The 15,282-nt window shown below is 32.1% G+C and carries 16 protein-coding genes; 7 read left to right on the top strand and 9 right to left on the bottom strand.

Annotation, left to right across the window (positions count from 1 at the left end):
• Positions 1 to 185 precede the first annotated feature (185 nt).
• Positions 186 to 530: a hypothetical protein gene (locus ACFQ0R_RS09250; protein ID WP_379658085.1), complete on the top strand. Its 345-nt coding sequence runs from the start codon at positions 186 to 188 to the stop codon at positions 528 to 530.
• Positions 531 to 1,152: 622 nt separating this feature from the next.
• Here the strand turns inward: ACFQ0R_RS09250 and ACFQ0R_RS09245 are convergent.
• Positions 1,153 to 1,356 carry a hypothetical protein gene (locus ACFQ0R_RS09245; RefSeq protein WP_379658084.1) on the bottom strand — a complete coding sequence of 68 codons (204 nt, stop codon included), beginning with the start codon at positions 1,354 to 1,356 and terminating at the stop codon, positions 1,153 to 1,155.
• Positions 1,357 to 1,512: 156 nt separating this feature from the next.
• Between ACFQ0R_RS09245 and ACFQ0R_RS09240 the strand changes: the two genes are divergently transcribed.
• The 5 genes from ACFQ0R_RS09240 to ACFQ0R_RS09220 all read left to right on the top strand — a co-directional run bounded on the left by ACFQ0R_RS09240 (position 1,513) and on the right by ACFQ0R_RS09220 (position 3,838).
• Positions 1,513 to 2,268: a hypothetical protein gene (locus tag ACFQ0R_RS09240; RefSeq protein WP_379658083.1), complete on the top strand. Its 756-nt coding sequence runs from the start codon at positions 1,513 to 1,515 to the stop codon at positions 2,266 to 2,268.
• Complete coding sequence (locus tag ACFQ0R_RS09235) at positions 2,198 to 2,665, top strand: DUF5675 family protein (protein WP_379658082.1); 468 nt, start codon at positions 2,198 to 2,200, stop codon at positions 2,663 to 2,665. The genes ACFQ0R_RS09240 and ACFQ0R_RS09235 overlap by 71 nt, the downstream gene beginning before the upstream one ends.
• 4 nt (positions 2,666 to 2,669) lie before the next feature.
• The gene (locus ACFQ0R_RS09230; protein ID WP_379658081.1) at positions 2,670 to 2,909 is read left to right on the top strand and encodes a hypothetical protein; all 240 of its coding nucleotides are present in this window, start codon (positions 2,670 to 2,672) and stop codon (positions 2,907 to 2,909) included.
• Positions 2,910 to 2,932: 23 nt separating this feature from the next.
• On the top strand, positions 2,933 to 3,151 hold the full coding sequence (locus tag ACFQ0R_RS09225; protein WP_379658080.1) for a hypothetical protein: 219 nt from the start codon (positions 2,933 to 2,935) through the stop codon (positions 3,149 to 3,151).
• A gap of 360 nt (positions 3,152 to 3,511) precedes the next feature.
• Positions 3,512 to 3,838 (top strand): YegP family protein, encoded by a 327-nt coding sequence (locus ACFQ0R_RS09220; protein ID WP_379658079.1) that lies wholly within the window; start codon positions 3,512 to 3,514, stop codon positions 3,836 to 3,838.
• Positions 3,839 to 5,150: 1,312 nt separating this feature from the next.
• Here ACFQ0R_RS09220 and ACFQ0R_RS09215 read toward each other — a convergent pair.
• From ACFQ0R_RS09215 to ACFQ0R_RS09180, 8 genes are all read right to left on the bottom strand, one after another.
• Positions 5,151 to 5,783 carry a CatA-like O-acetyltransferase gene (locus tag ACFQ0R_RS09215; RefSeq protein WP_379658078.1) on the bottom strand — a complete coding sequence of 211 codons (633 nt, stop codon included), beginning with the start codon at positions 5,781 to 5,783 and terminating at the stop codon, positions 5,151 to 5,153.
• 845 nt (positions 5,784 to 6,628) lie between these two features.
• Entirely contained in the window at positions 6,629 to 8,215 is a 1,587-nt protein-coding gene (locus tag ACFQ0R_RS09210; protein ID WP_379658077.1) for a hypothetical protein, read from the bottom strand.
• Positions 8,216 to 8,584: 369 nt separating this feature from the next.
• Positions 8,585 to 9,139, bottom strand: coding sequence for a hypothetical protein (locus ACFQ0R_RS09205; protein WP_379658076.1), 555 nt, complete (start codon positions 9,137 to 9,139; stop codon positions 8,585 to 8,587).
• Positions 9,140 to 9,285: 146 nt separating this feature from the next.
• Positions 9,286 to 9,678, bottom strand: a complete 393-nt coding sequence (locus ACFQ0R_RS09200) for a hypothetical protein (protein WP_379658075.1) — start codon at positions 9,676 to 9,678, stop codon at positions 9,286 to 9,288.
• Positions 9,679 to 9,869: 191 nt separating this feature from the next.
• Positions 9,870 to 10,298: a hypothetical protein gene (locus ACFQ0R_RS09195; RefSeq protein ID WP_379658074.1), complete on the bottom strand. Its 429-nt coding sequence runs from the start codon at positions 10,296 to 10,298 to the stop codon at positions 9,870 to 9,872.
• 246 nt (positions 10,299 to 10,544) lie between these two features.
• Positions 10,545 to 11,144: a DUF4870 domain-containing protein gene (locus ACFQ0R_RS09190; protein ID WP_379658073.1), complete on the bottom strand. Its 600-nt coding sequence runs from the start codon at positions 11,142 to 11,144 to the stop codon at positions 10,545 to 10,547.
• Positions 11,145 to 11,406: 262 nt separating this feature from the next.
• Entirely contained in the window at positions 11,407 to 12,636 is a 1,230-nt protein-coding gene (locus ACFQ0R_RS09185; protein WP_379658072.1) for a Shedu immune nuclease family protein, read from the bottom strand.
• Between the two features lie 583 nt (positions 12,637 to 13,219).
• Entirely contained in the window at positions 13,220 to 14,344 is a 1,125-nt protein-coding gene (locus ACFQ0R_RS09180; RefSeq protein ID WP_379658071.1) for a redoxin family protein, read from the bottom strand.
• 221 nt (positions 14,345 to 14,565) lie between these two features.
• Between ACFQ0R_RS09180 and ACFQ0R_RS09175 the strand changes: the two genes are divergently transcribed.
• Positions 14,566 to 15,282, top strand: a 717-nt coding sequence (locus ACFQ0R_RS09175; protein ID WP_379658070.1) for an IS110 family transposase, incomplete at its 3' end; no start/stop codon positions are given.

Genomic DNA, 15,282 nt, shown 5'->3' with positions numbered 1-15,282 from the left:
AATTTAAAATTTTAAAAGATCCGCTGAATTTACAAATTATTAGTATAAATACTGGTTGAGTAATAACTTAAAAAAGGAAACAAAATAAAGAATCTTGCAAATAGGAAAAAATATAGTTATTCTTGTAGAAATTAAAAAAAGTTTTCATCCTAAATTTACTTTTTTTACTTCATCAATCTACTATTATGAAACGTATTAACTTAATTGATAATTTCAAATCAAAATACAAAAACTTAATTCATCCGGATCTTATTTACATTGGTTTACAGCAAACTTCAACTGAAGTATATTTGGAAATAATTCTGGATTCCGACCCTGAAATAATCTTCCAGCATAATTTGAAAAATGTCTACGACAAAGATTTAGAGCCTTTTCTTCCTCATATAAGTGCTGTACTTTTTAATCCACTTATCAATATAGACGACAATGCAAGTAGATTCTTAATTTTTATGGATCCATTGAGTATTGCCATGAATTACACAGGGATTTTTTCTGAAGAAGCTTCAGAACGTCTTCTTAATTTAATCTAACGCATTTAAAAAATCTTGTATGTAAAGAATCTAGAAGTTTGTTTAGGCTAAAAAGAATTTACTTAGATATTTAATTTAAGTGGAGTATTGATTACAGGAAGTATAAATTTTGTAGGATTTAAAAACATAATATGCAGGAGCATAAAACCTGAGTGTAAGGCTTTCTTTATTCATCTTTTTTATAATTAAAAGTCATAGATTTTTCTAGACAATCTTATTTCAAGTTTATTATATTCTTTGTTTTTTTTTGCCTTTTATTATGATCCTATCCTTAAATAAGAAATTTCCAAAAAAATATACCAGTCAAAAAAAGCTCATAAAAACTAAGAGCTGCCCCATTTGACTTATCATGACCTAGTTTAGGTATTTTACAAAATAAAAAACCTCGCTAAAAGCGAGGTTTAAAGAATATACTTAGATATATAATTTAAAAATGTGACCACGGCAGGATTCAAACTTTGTTTTATATCCTGCGTTATTCTTGGGATTGCGAGCTTCGATTAATAGTTGGTAATCGAATTGCATTAATTTTAAATGAACTTAATTTGACTAAAATATTATTCAAATCCAAAATAAAGATAACATATTTCGAGTGTCAAACCAACTTAAATACTAACAAATTTTATGAAACTTGACTTAAGTAATTTGTAATGATTTCTTCTTTTATCCCGCTGTATTCAGCAAACTCTTCGACAGTTACAAATTGATGAGGTTGCTTGCCAAAATGCTTTTTGATATCCTGTAATAGCTTTCTGCCATAGCGCTCACTCCTACCCGTGAGGCAATGAACATCTTTAGGAAATATGCAAGCTCTTACAATCTTCATTTTATACATTATCTATACTTCAACTATACTTTATCAATAACTTAAAAATACTGAATAATTGGCAAAAACCGTACTAATCGGTTGAGATGGTTGTGTTTTTTCTTCTATAAACACAAATCTAGCTTGATTTGTTATGTAAACAAAAACATATATAAAATGGCTAAACAAACAGGTATTATCAAACTTAAAGGAACTATCGGTGATATTTCCTTTTACAAAAGCTCTGACGGGTATCTAGCTCGTACTAAAGGCGGTGTGGATGCTAATCGGATTGCTAATGATCCAGCGTTTCAAAGGACACGTGAAAATGGATCTGAATTTGGACGTGCTGGTAAAGGCGGTAAAGTGATTCGAAACGGAATTCGTGTGTTATTACAAAATGCTAAAGACAAACGTGTCGTTAGCCGTCTGACAAAGGCATTAGTTGCTGTTACCAAAACAGACGCTGTCAACGAGCGTGGTCAAAGGACTATTGAAGATGGCGACATGAACACCTTGCAAGGCTTTGAGTTTAATTTGAATGGTAAATTGGGTTCTACCCTATTTGCTCCATTCTCAACTTCTCTGGATCGTGCCACTGGCATTGTTGCCTTAGATCTGGCTTCGTTTGCTCCAGCGGTGAGAATTGCTGCTCCAAGCGGTACAACTCACTTTAAAGTAGTTACTGGTGCTGCAGAACTGGATTTCAGTAATGAAAGATCAACTTTCGGGAACTCTGAAACTGCTATTTTGCCTTACAATGCAGCAGATACAGCGGCAATAAATCTTGAAGTTACTCTACCCGCAGGTTCTGTATTGCCAATAATGCAAGTTGTGGGCATTGAATTTTATCAAGAAGTCAATGGGCAGATGTACCCTCTTAAAAACGGTGCTTACAATGCTCTTTCCATTACAACTATTGATAAAGTTTAGTATGGAGTTGATACTGAAACGATGTTATTTCGAAAAGGGTACTAATGGTGCCCTTTTTATAAACAATCAATTCATTTGTTTCACGATCGAATTGCCCTGGCTGAATAACAAAAGGAATAAGTCTTGTATTCCGGAAGGATGTTATCAGGTAGAATCAAGATATTCAGTGCGATTTAAAAATCATCTGCAAATTATGAATGTTCCAGACCGAAGTCTGATTTTAATTCATACAGCGAATGTTGCTCTACGTGATCTTGAAGGCTGCATAGCACCAGTATCTCAACTGAGTGGGATTGGAACTGGCTGGTCCTCCAGGTTTAGCTTAGATAAGCTCTTATTAATTTGTCATCAGGTGTTTGAAAGAAAGGAAAATTTATCATTAATTATTAAATCTTAGAATTATGACTTTATTAGAACGTTATAAAAAACCAACTCCGAAATTTTTTCGTCTTCTTAGAAATATTGGGATAGGATTAGCCACTGCAGGCGGAGCAATTATTGCAGCTCCAGTAGCTTTACCTACATTAGTAATAACAATTGCAACTTACATGACTGTTGCCGGCACTGTAGCCACAGCAGTAAGTCAAGCAGTTACTACAAGTGAAGACACTTCTGATTCTAGTTTGGAAAAAAAAGGTTGAAACTTCAGAAAAATATTTAAAAGATGTTCACCATACCTCATCGATATATTTCTACTAAGATCGGGACGGTTGGCGGTACTGCAGCTGCTACATTACATGCTACTTCAGTCGATGATTTTATTATCACTATCCTACTTGCTGTTTTAGGTGCTTTTGTGAGTTTTATTGTTTCTCTTATGCTAAAGCTCTATATGAAAGATTGGTTAAAAAAGCGCCTTAAGCGCAAGAAGAAAAGAAAGTAATTCATACGAAAAGTCCTGTTTGTCAGGACTTTTTTATTTGATCAAACATGAATCAACTCAAAATCAATTTCCTAGTTACTTCTCAGTACATTAATTAATGATTAAAAATGTGACCAACATTTTTTTCAAAAGCAAGAGAAAAAAAAGATGGCTAAATAAGTGATGGCGTGGCATTCCTGTCAAGCTTTTTGGAAAAAATCGTGCGCTCGAAAGGGTTGAAAAAAAAGTACGCTTTATGCCAGCGTACTATTTTTTTTCAAAACCCTTGTGGCTTGAGCTTTATGGGAATACAGCAAGGGAGAAGGAAGCCATCTAACTTTGCTTTCTTTTTTTCGTACTTTCAATAAAAATATACCAGCCATGACAACATTTGAAATCTACACAGATACTGCTAGTGAATATCGCTTTAGGCTAAAAGCAGCAAATGGTCTGAATATTTTAGCTAGTGAGGGATACACTTCTAAATCTGCCTGTTTAAATGGAATCGAATCCGTTAAGACTAATTCACAAGTCGATAGCATGTATGCTAAAAATAAGTCTTCCAATCAAAAACACTATTTCAATCTAAAGGCTGCTAATGACCAAATCATAGGAACTAGTCAGATGTATGAGTCTCTGGGTGGGATGCTAAGTGGAATTGCATCGGTTAAAAAGAATGCACCAATTGCTACTATTGAAGAAGTATAACATACAATTGTTTAGTGATTGTTCTATTCTGAAAAAACGAGAACTTTATTTCAGCAGGTAATCCAAAGGCGCGAGCCGACTGCGAGATGAGCTTGGGTACTGTGAGGGAAAGCCTGAAGCGAGAACTCTTTTTATATTGATGAGAATTCAGGCTCACTTTTTATTCAATTGTATGGCGAGCTGAAGGCGCTCACAGTAATGTCTAGACACTGGGCTGGCGGAGTTTTTTGATGCTGAGGGAAATGCAAGTGCTGCGATAAGTAAAGCTATAGGGAAAGGAAAATAAGGTTTGCATTTTACCTGAAATGGGCTTTTAAGGAATTGAAGATTTTAAGGAAACCGAGAAATTGAAGATGATCCTAACTTTAATGCAAAACCTTATTCAGCTATGGATGTATAGCTTACTTAAGAGTAGCTCTTGCGCGCGGTTGCCCTATATAAACAAACTCATCTAACATTAGATTTACTCAATTGATAATATTGTCTATAAAAATCAAATGAACTTAAAGTTTTAATTTGTTTTTATATGGGAACGTGGATGCTATCAAAAACTGTGACAGCCCAATCAGCCCAAAGCGACACGCAGGCTCGCACATTATGAAATAGCGATAGCACCCCAACAACTCACTTGAGCGAAGCTCATGACCTAAAAGGGGATTGGGGTGCTAGTAAAGCTATGCGTGAGCAAGTTGCGTAATGTGTGTAGTAAAACAAATACATAGTGCTAACGAGGATGTGCCACCGCAGTAGTGCTATGTATGGTATATGCAAGGGTCATTACAACTTAAAGTCTAATATTGATTAGATAGTTGATTACTATTCATAACACTAACGGATATTTGAAAGCCTTGCAGATATGTTTTACGAAACAAAATGGAGCGACTTGCGAACTCCTTATTACCTGCCTATCGTGATGTTTTAAGTTTGTTGTCTACTTTAGTTGACAACGTATAAAAGGGCAAAGGCAAAAGTATGTGCAATGATTTTCTTCCTAAATTTTTAATTCTGAAGTATTTACAAATCATTGCTCATACTGAGGGAACGAAGGCTTTTGCGAATGTTTGAGTGTAGTTTACGCAACGAAAGAATGAGCAAGTGCCGTAGTGGGGATGGCTGGAAGGTTATTTATTTATCAAAACATAATTTTTATTTGCATCAATTTCTAAGCTCAATATTTAAAGTTAATTGAATTCTACAAAAAGACAAAAGCCCTGAAAAGGGCTTGAAATAAGTTGTTTTTTAGAGTTGCAATTGGCTTGTCCGCCTACGCTAGTCGGACAGGTGCAAGGGTTACTGTTGTTGGTGGTAGTTCTTATGAGGTTTGATCAAGTAGCTTTTGAAATTTCTCTAAATACTTAGCAAAGTGTAAACCGTCTACCAAACCGTGGTGGGCTTCGATTGATATGGGTAAATATTTTTTTCCGTCACGAATCGCAAATTTTCCAAAAGTTATTTTTGGAACAGATTCTTGTTTATCATGATTAGTCGGATGTAGAAGTCCGGTGAAAGAATTCCAGGGAAATGTTGAATGGCGAATTAGATCTTTTTTCATATCATTCTCATTTAATCTCAAACCAGTCGTTGACTTTACAGCTTCAATCTCTATTCTTAAGTCAGCATCAAATTTTTCAAATTCTAAGCTATAAGGAATAAATGCAAAGCCAAAGGTTTCGTCTTCTCTTCCAATTGTAGTTCCAGCATGTATTGTTTCGAATTCTACAACTTGGTTCTCTACTAACCGAAACTTAAATTCTTTGACCGAATTTATCGCCATCATTGATTTATGGAGATAATAGGAGAAGAAAGAAATATTTGTATTTTGACAATGTTCGTGTGCTACGGTACAATTGACTTCCGTAACAATTCCAAAAGTGGGATTCGCCATTTTAGAAAAAAATTCATAATGTTCTTTTCTGTTCCATTGTTCAATATCTATAATCTTCATTTTATGTTTGTAGTTTCTGGAATTACCGCCAACGTCTCGCGCATATGGTTTGTGGCGAAGTTAAAAACCGCTCGCCATTCGGATAAACTTTTAATTTTCTAAAAATATAATAATTTTCGATTCAGCACAAAATCCGCCATAAACTANACCAATTTGGAGGTTCAAGATGTTCCTCTTGAAATAATTCTGAAATATGATAAGAATCTGTATTTTTTAGTTTTTCTAGCTTTTTTTGAACTGAAATTCTTAATTCGGGACTTTCTGATAATTTATTTATTATTTCTTCGTTTAGCTTTGTTTGCTTCTCATCTATGTCAATTGTCCTAAGAATATTGTAAAGGTATTGTTGCCCAACTTTTGAATGAGTTCTATCAAGAAACATAAACAAATCGTCAAAATCCAAGTCATTACAGGTTTTATCTGATAATATTTGATATGCTTTTGAATTATCTTTATTTCTAATGTATTTTTCAATGTAATCAAAGTCAAAAGAGTCATCTTTCGGTTTCCCAAATGATTCTTTTAATCTATAATTTAACTCTTTTTTTCGATTGAATTTTATTTGAGTAAAAGTGTATTTAATTTGATATATTATATCTTTAATCATTCAAAAATTAGTGTAGAATTTCTTTTTATGTTACAAAAATGTTCAGTTTATTTCAGTTTTTCGATATTACTGACAACGGTTCTTTAGTATGGCAAGTAGCGTGCAAATAGTAGCTTAATTTTCAGTTTTACTATCAAGTGTCTAAATATACCAAAACTTTTGCTTAACCCTTAGTAGCTATTGGCTATACTAGATGTTGTAAACAGTACTTACACGCAAAAGTTATTTTTTACAATTATTATTGAATAGAAATCTTAATAATTTGTTTATCTCTTTTTTTTATGCCTTGAAAAATAACAGATTTTAAGTCTAAAGAAGTAATTCCATTTCGAACATCATACCAAAATTTTGACCTTTTGTCTTCTATTAGTTTTTGGTTTTTTACTCCAAATTCATCAATAGATATTAAATAAAGATTTGATTTTCGAGAACCAGCCTGTATAAATTCAAATCTGCCATCTTTTAATTCTTTAAGGTTACCATTAATAAAATAATGCATTCTACCATTTACATATGCCGAAATAAAAGATGATTTTAAAGTTCCTGTTTGTCTTTTGTTAATATTTCTTGACCAAAGTATTTTTCCGTTACTATTAATTTTTATGCTTAAAATATCATCATAATGATGTACATTTTTTTTTCTTAAACCAGAATTTGACCGCTCTGAAAAAAACATGTTTTGCTGAGAAAAATTTGGATTCACAATAGTATATTCTTCCGCTGTAATAATTATGTTTTCTTTCTTATCAAAAAATAAACTTCTAATTTCCAAGTTTCTTATTCTTTTTGACTTTTCATCTTTTCCTTTTCTGTATTTATCTCTATAAAATTGCTCGGTTAGAGGCTCAAAAGATTTTTTATTAATTTTTAAATTATTTAAGTCTAAATTATAATGACAAACTCCTTCCAGATAATCTTGTCCTTCAGTACTGTAAAATCCAACTAAACTTACGCTTTCAGCTTTTGGAAGTATAAACAAAGACGAAATAAACTTGCTACTCTCTTTTAATTTAATTTGTTGGTTAGATTCATCCTTGAATTTATACAATTCATAATTATAATTAGTGTTTCCTCGCTTTTCATCTTTTCTAGATTCATTTTCATAATTCTTTTTTAACAAAAATAGTGTTCCATCATAGTCGCTTACATCAATGCTTTGAAAATCAGAATATTTATCTTGGTTAGAATGCTTTACATCAAATTTCTCAACAAAATTATTATCATATACTGTGAAATAATAAATTTGATTTTTCTTTTCGATATGCTCGAATTGAATAGTGAAGAACTTTTTATTTTCTGAAAATTCTATTTTACCAAATGGATTTTCGCTGATAAACCTAAACTGTTCTGATAGGTAGTCTGAGCTAAAATTCCCAAAATATCTATTAAAAGTTTTCTTGTCAAAAGACTTCAATAATCTCTTTTCAAATTCTAAGTCCTTAATTTTTGATTCTAAAATATTTACATTAACAATTTGACTCTCATTGTCATAATCAAATTGTATTAGGCTAACATTACCATTTTCAATAATCATTCCTTTTAAATGAGTTTTTTTCTCATTAGTTAAAGTGATTTTTTTGACGAGTTTTAATTCTTTATCATAATGTTCTATGTAGTATTCTTTTGGATATGGATTATAACTGAGAACCGTTTCTGTATTTCTGACGATTATCAAACCATCATTACCATCGTTTTCAGAAAATAAGAGAGTTGTATTTATAATTTTATCTTCGTTTAATTTTCCTTTAAGAATATTAACGTCTAGGCTTTGTCCAAAAGATATGTTACTAACAATTGATAATAAGATTAAGAGGATTTTTTTCATCGATGGATTTTTCAGCATTGTTTACAACGGATTTGTGTATCTTTCAGTAGCGACCAAAGAAGCACAGCCCTTCGTTTTCAATCGTAAAGTTAGAAAATCAATCCCAAACTTTTCGTTTCAGCTCCTAAACCTCGCCATTGAATATACATTGTGTTGTAAAACGTTTTTTTTGAATTTCTTTAATCACATGGATTACTAAATTCGCATGGATAAACAATTGTGCCTGCACCATTATTGCATTCGCATTGTTCTTCATCTGGTTCACAGCTTAAAAGAGTAATTAATAATGTTGACAAAAGATACTTTTTCATTTGTATATATTTAATTTTTTATTTAACTAATAATAACTTTGCAGTTACTTCCGTGGATTTATTTTTTTTGATATTCAATTAAAAATTGCTTTATGTGGTCTTCTTTGTTTCTGGTTTTTTTAAATTTTTGATAAAGCTCGGGTTTGCTTTTTAAAAGATTTTTCATTTTTCTTTTGGTCATTTTTTGTATTTCACCGGTTGACTTTAAAATTATATTATGATTTCTTGTGATGCTTCCATCTCCAAATGATTCTAGGCTTTCAAAATAATATAATTTTTCACCAATAATTTCAACTTTGAAAAAAGCCATATCATAGATTGTTTGGACGTCATTTCCAATATAAAATTCTTCACCATCGGAAAAGCCAAATATTTTTCCAATCATTTTACTTTTTTCCTTTTTTATCTTCAATAAATATTCAGTAAAGATTCTTTGTTCAGAGTAAAATCCGCCTAATTTAATATCTTGACTTTTGATTGTGCCTTCTAGTTTTATTGATGGGCTATTGTTTTTGAATTCATTATATGTTTTATAAATACCAGGTATTTTCTCAACATTTTGGCTTACAACAGATAAGGAAAATAAAATAATAATTATTCTTAAAGATTTCATTTTTAAATGTTTTACAACGTCTCGTATAAAAACTGTGCGAGCAGGCGTGCGTGATTGTCCGCAGGACAATCCGCTGAGCAAACGAGCACAGACTTTTGATTTTTAAACAAATTAAGCATTGTTTTTATATGCTGTTGTAGCAAGTTTTATTCTGCAGATTGTACAATAGTAATTCCATCAAAGTAATTTCCGTTCTGAAGTCCGATTATTAATTTTCTCTCGGTACCCGTTGTATTAGGAGACATTTCGATATAAAGTTCTTTCGAATTTCTTCTTTCGATCATAAATTCATTTTCGTCCACAAGAAAATCACCGTCAGAATTCTCAGTTTGTTCAAAGTCCGTCTCGCCATTTAAAGAAACACCATTTATCCACCAACCCTCACCTTTGGTTGTAATAACAATAGAATTTTCTGAAGCATTAAATTGTACTTCTTTTTGAGATAATCCAATATTATCATCCCAATCTCCATCTTTTTCATCAGAACAAGAGAATAAAACGGCAGTAAGAATGAATAAAATAAATTGAGCTTTTTTCATAATATAAATATTTAGTTAACAAAATCTGTTACAGTTAAAGTGGTTTTTAAATTTGCTACAACGTCTCGTATAAAAACTGTGCGAGCTGGCGTGCGTGATTGTCCGCAGGACAATCCGCTGAGCAAGCGAGCACGAAGTTTCGATTTAAGAACAAATTAAGCATTGTTTTTATATGTTGTTGTAAACAGTTTCTATTTCACTATCTCAATCACCCTATCAGTCTGATTTCTTTCCCACTTCAATTCATCATTGTACCATACTTTAGTAACAAACTCATTAGAATTTCTCTTATTCAATTCTGTTCTTAAAATATCAAAATCAGATTCCGAAAATTCAATTTTTGTTTCTGTATAACTGTTTTCTACTATAGTTGTACTTGGAAAGATTACTAAAAAAGTACCGTCTTCAGTTTCTGCTGTACTAATGCCTTTTGGATTGTCCAAATTTCCATTATAATATTTAACCCACTCATTATTTATTTTGTGATAGGTGGTTATATTGGAAACAGTTAATCCATTATCTAGGTCAAATAAGTTCTCGCCATCTCCATTCACATACTTTATAGAAACTGCCGTATCTATAATTGTACAACAATCAGTTTCATCAGAGGAACAACCCATAATAAAAATTCCGGTAACGAATAATAAAATAATTTTTCTCATTGTAATCTCGTTTTTAAATGTTAAATAATTAATAATCAGAATATGTGTGTCAAATTGTTTACAACGTTCCTCGCATATAGCTTGTGGTGATGATCTGTAAGCAAGCTTTTCAGTTGAGGATTAATTTTTCTAAAAATACAATAATTTTCCTTCTGACCTAAACCCCAGCCATAAGCTATATGCGATGTTGTATGTCGTACTTTTTTACACAAAATTGATTTTCGGTTGATAAAATACATTCTGGATTTTCTGTATTCTGTAGGTATTGAAAATTATGAAAACTACGTTTAAGATATACATTGTTAAAAGAAAAATAATATTGAACTTTTGACTGGATATAAAGTAATCCGCTGTAATATTTCCAGTTGAATTTATTTTGTTAGTCAGAACTACTACATTTAATATTAAGCCTGCGAAAAGGATGATATTCCAGGTGATTTGAAAATTAATTATATTTTTTCCGACTTTATTAATGTCTTTAAGTTTGTCTTTTTTAGCAATCCACATTATCGAAGGCACTAATATCCCGAGCAGTGGAAATAATATGAAAGTTAATGAAGAAAGATTCATAGCTTTTAAATAACCACGATCTTCAATTATAGCCCAGTCAGTTAATTCTTCTGGATTTACATTTAACGCTTTAGAAATTCTTTTGAGTGTATCTCCAGTTGGTTCAGTTTCCCCATTTTCAATTCTTTGTATTGTTCTTAAACTTAGTCCAGAATTTTCTGTCAGTTCTTCCTGAGATAAACCTTTTCTCCTCCTTAGTTCTTTTACTCTTTTTGATAAAAACTTATTTTTCATTTTACTTGTTTTAATAATTCAAAACAAAACTAGATAGGTTTGGAAAGTTTCATTGCGCCATCCTTATGACATCTTTACGTCATCTTAGTCTTTATCAGCATTTGAGTTTTTTTTCAGTATGACATACAACGGTCTCGGCTATGAGTAGTTGCGTGGGTTAGCACTTAGCTTTGCAGGTACACACCAAACTGAAAATCCGCGAGGATTTTCAGAAGTAGGCGAGAACAAGCAATTACTTATAGCCATTGTTGTAAGCCGTTTTTTATTTAATTTTTATTTTGTCCAGTAAATTCTTTAGTCTTTCGAGAAGTTCATCGTATAATACAAATTCAATGTCTTTTAGACTTTCTCGAAGGTTTTTAAAGTGATTAAGCTTTTTCGTTGTATTCAGCTCTTTTGTTGAACCTGCAACAATTATTACTCTTGGATTAATGATGTTAACATCAATTCCTTCTTCACTTTCTGTTTCAGTTTCTTCCTTAATTGCTTTTGTATAGCTAATTGCATTTTCCTTTGATTTTTGTAAATAATCAGTTGCTTGTGCGATTACCATAGAAACATCTTTTGTCCAATACCAAGTTTTATGACTTGAATCGTATTGAATTAAAGGCGTACTACTTTTTTTAAGTTCATAAAAGTCAATGTATCCATAAATATCAATCAAAACCAAATCAGGATATTTTGTTATTCCTGTAGCAATATTTTTATAGTTGATTTTATGTGCGTATCGTGTGTCAAAAAGTGTAATGTATTCATCAAAAAATTTCTGCCAAGAACTTTCTGGTGGATTTTCCTTTAACAAAGATTCATATTTAGCAATGATTTCTTGAAGTGTTAAGATTTGAGCATTTTTTTGAAGTCCAAATGTCATTCTTTTGACTAAATCTGCTCTTTTATATTTTTTCGAAGCATCAACATAAAAATCCCCAATTTTTTCAATGTCATCAGCTGTTAGTTGGTCAATTAGTTTTTTATTAAGGTTTCTTAAAATCAGTTTTTTGTTATTATTTGTCTCTTTATAGTCAAAAGCGATTTCAGGAAATATATCCACTAAAAAATTTTTAATTAGAATTTTTTTAGTGTCATTACAAGCTCTTTGTTCTTGATTTGTACTTGAAATTAATGCCGAAAGGTCATTTAGATTTAGAAAAAGGGTTTTTCTAACTTTTTTAGACTCAATTTCTTCAGATATTATGATTTTATTTATTCGTTTATCATCGAATTGATACCTAAAAAAACTATTTACAGTATTGTCACTAAATCCATAACCAAATGAACTAAACAGGTAAGGAATTTCTTCAAAATCTCTTAATTCAATTTGTTTTATAGTTTGTCCATCGTAGTCGAAAAAATAATCTTTTCCTTTTTGTTCATAGATTTTAACGAATTCCTTTTCTTCATCTTCTTTGTGTTGACGATATACGACTTTTTTATCTCCAACTTTTTCTTCGAAGAGGATTAACTTTTTAGTTTCTTGGAATTGTTCTTTCATATGTTGGTTTTCTCAAATGGCTTACAACGTCTCGCGCATAACGAAAGTGGCGACTTAAAATGCGCAAGTTTTTCGGTTATACTTTTACTTTTCTAAAAATACCAAAATTTTCGTTTCAATCACTAATCNCACGATGCTAATCGCAAAAGACTTGAGCACTAACGTGCCTATATCATCCTTATAAATCTTCAGAACTACAGCCGTTCCAAAAAGGCGTCTCAATTAAATGCAACGGACAAGTGTATGGCAAGTGCCATCACAGAACTTAATTAATAACACTAAAGATTGAAATAATGAAAAAACTTTGGCAAAAAATAAAAAAGGCATTTGCTATACACAATGTTGTAAGTAGTACGTGTGAATGTGGTAGACAAAAAAACTGTGGGGTAAGAAGCGGTTTATGCCCAGTTACTGGTATTTGGCATACTTAGTATTACTTACAACGTCCCGTATAAAAACTGTGCGAGCTGGGGTGCGTGATTGTCCGCAGGACAATCCGCTAAGCAAGCGAGTACGGATCTTCGAATTGAGACTGATTTAAGCATTGTTTTTATATGTTGTTGGCAAACGTTTTTATTTCTAGTTAAAGGGAGTTAGTAGATAACAATGTTTCGAGTTTTCCTTCCAAATCGTTTAAGCTTTTATCGTTCTTGTCTGCATTACGATAGCGGTCAATTATAATTCCCTTTTTATCAATCAAAATGTATGCTGGGATGGGCTGCACTCGATATAATACGTTAATAGAGCCATTCTCTCGGATATTGTCCAATCCTACATAAATGTGGTGCCAATTTAATTTTTCATTTTTTATGTTTTCTTTCCAACTGGGTTTATCTTTATCAAATGAAATGCCTATAATTTCCAGTCCTTTTGAATGGTACTTATTAAAAATTCTCTTTACTTCGGGAATTTCTTTTTTACAAGGCACACACCAACCTGCTCCAAAATCTAATAATACAGTTTTTCCTTTAAATTGATTTAGACTTAAAACATTGCCATCACTATTTTCTGAAGAAAAACCAGGCGCAACATCTCCTGAATCAACGATAGGTATGAATGATTCGATTGACTCCTGTATATCTAAACCATATAACGACTCTTTTATAATTGGGTCCAGACCAGCATAAAGCATCTTAAGTGAATCAATCGGCAATTTATCACTATGATAATTAATCATCTCTGCACTTACATATGAATGGGGATTATTAATAGCATATTTGAGTTGGATATTTTTAACTTCAGCCAATATTTTTCGCGCCTTTTCCCTTCCAGTTTCTTTTAATTTAAGTTTTTCATAATATGGTTTAATTTCTTTAGCCAGGTGCTCATTTTCAATTTGGCTTTTAGAACCAGTGATTAATGCATCGGAGAATTGCCCTTCCTTAAGGGTTACTTCAATTTTATTTGGTTCTAAAAAAAATTGTAATCGGTTAGGGTCTTCCAAATAAATACCTGTTAAATTACTTGTCAATGAAACCAAATGTGTATGGATAAGATAACCTTTTTTAAAAAAAGATTTATTTTCTACTGTTATTGTGTCGGTTACGTAAACATTGGAACTGTCAACATAACTTAAGACTACATATTCTGTGTTAGGACCCTCAACTGTACCTTTTAATGTAAAAGCATTGCTATTGGATTTAGGTTGATTACAGGAAGTTAAAATAATTAATACAAGAGTAAATGTTGTGAGACCTTTAAGTTTCATTTAGTAGAATTTTGTGGTTAGATATGTAGCGTTTCCAATGTTTGCCAACGTCTCGCGCATAACATAAGTGGCGACTTAAAATGCGCAAACTTTTCGGTTAAACTTTAAGTTTCTAAAAATACACAAACCTTTCATTTCAGCACAAAATTCGCCATTTTTGTTAGCATCCATGAAAAAGCACTAAGTCCAGTATCTTTAAAGTTCACCAAAACATATAAAGTATGAAAACTGAACTTAGTGCCGAGTTAAAGTTATACATTGGAATTGATATCCACAAGCGAAGCTGGAAAGTGCATTGTGCTACAGATTTATTTTCAGGTAAGTCTTTCAGTATGAAACCCTATCCTGAGGAATTGCATAAGTATGTCACTAAACACTTTCCAGGCTATGAAGTCACCACAGCTTATGAAGCTGGGTGTTGTGGATACAAGGCTCACAGGAGTTTTGAAAGCTATGGCTGGACTTCAATGGTTGTTAACCCAGCAGATATTCACCGGAAGGGCAAGGAACGCTTTACTAAGACCGATAAGATAGATGCCCAGCTCATCAGTCGAGAGCTTAAAGATGGACGCTTGAAGAGTATTCCTATCCCTGATAAAGAGCGAGAGGAATTACGTAGTCTCTTCAGAAGGCGAAATGATCTGGTGAAGGATTATCGAAGGATTAAGAGTTTAATAAAAATGCAGCTACTTTACTATGGTGTTCATATCCCTGAGGAGCATGATAATGACCATTGGAGCCATAAGTTTAGAGAGTGGATAGATAAATTGGAGTTTGATTATTCAACGGGTAAAGGAAGCCTGGAGAGCAAGATGCGAAGCTTTCGGTTTATTGATAAAGAATTAAGAGAAATTTCCAATCAGCTCCGAGCATATTGCAGAAAACACTACAAAAAGGATTATTATCTTTTAAGAAGCATCCCTGGGATAGGCGGTATA

Origin of the sequence: Psychroflexus salinarum, from assembly GCF_042677225.1 — a bacterium.
In the GTDB taxonomy this organism is placed as follows: Bacteria; Bacteroidota; Bacteroidia; order Flavobacteriales; family Flavobacteriaceae; genus Psychroflexus; species Psychroflexus salinarum.
This window is presented reverse-complemented; position numbering and strand designations above follow the sequence as displayed.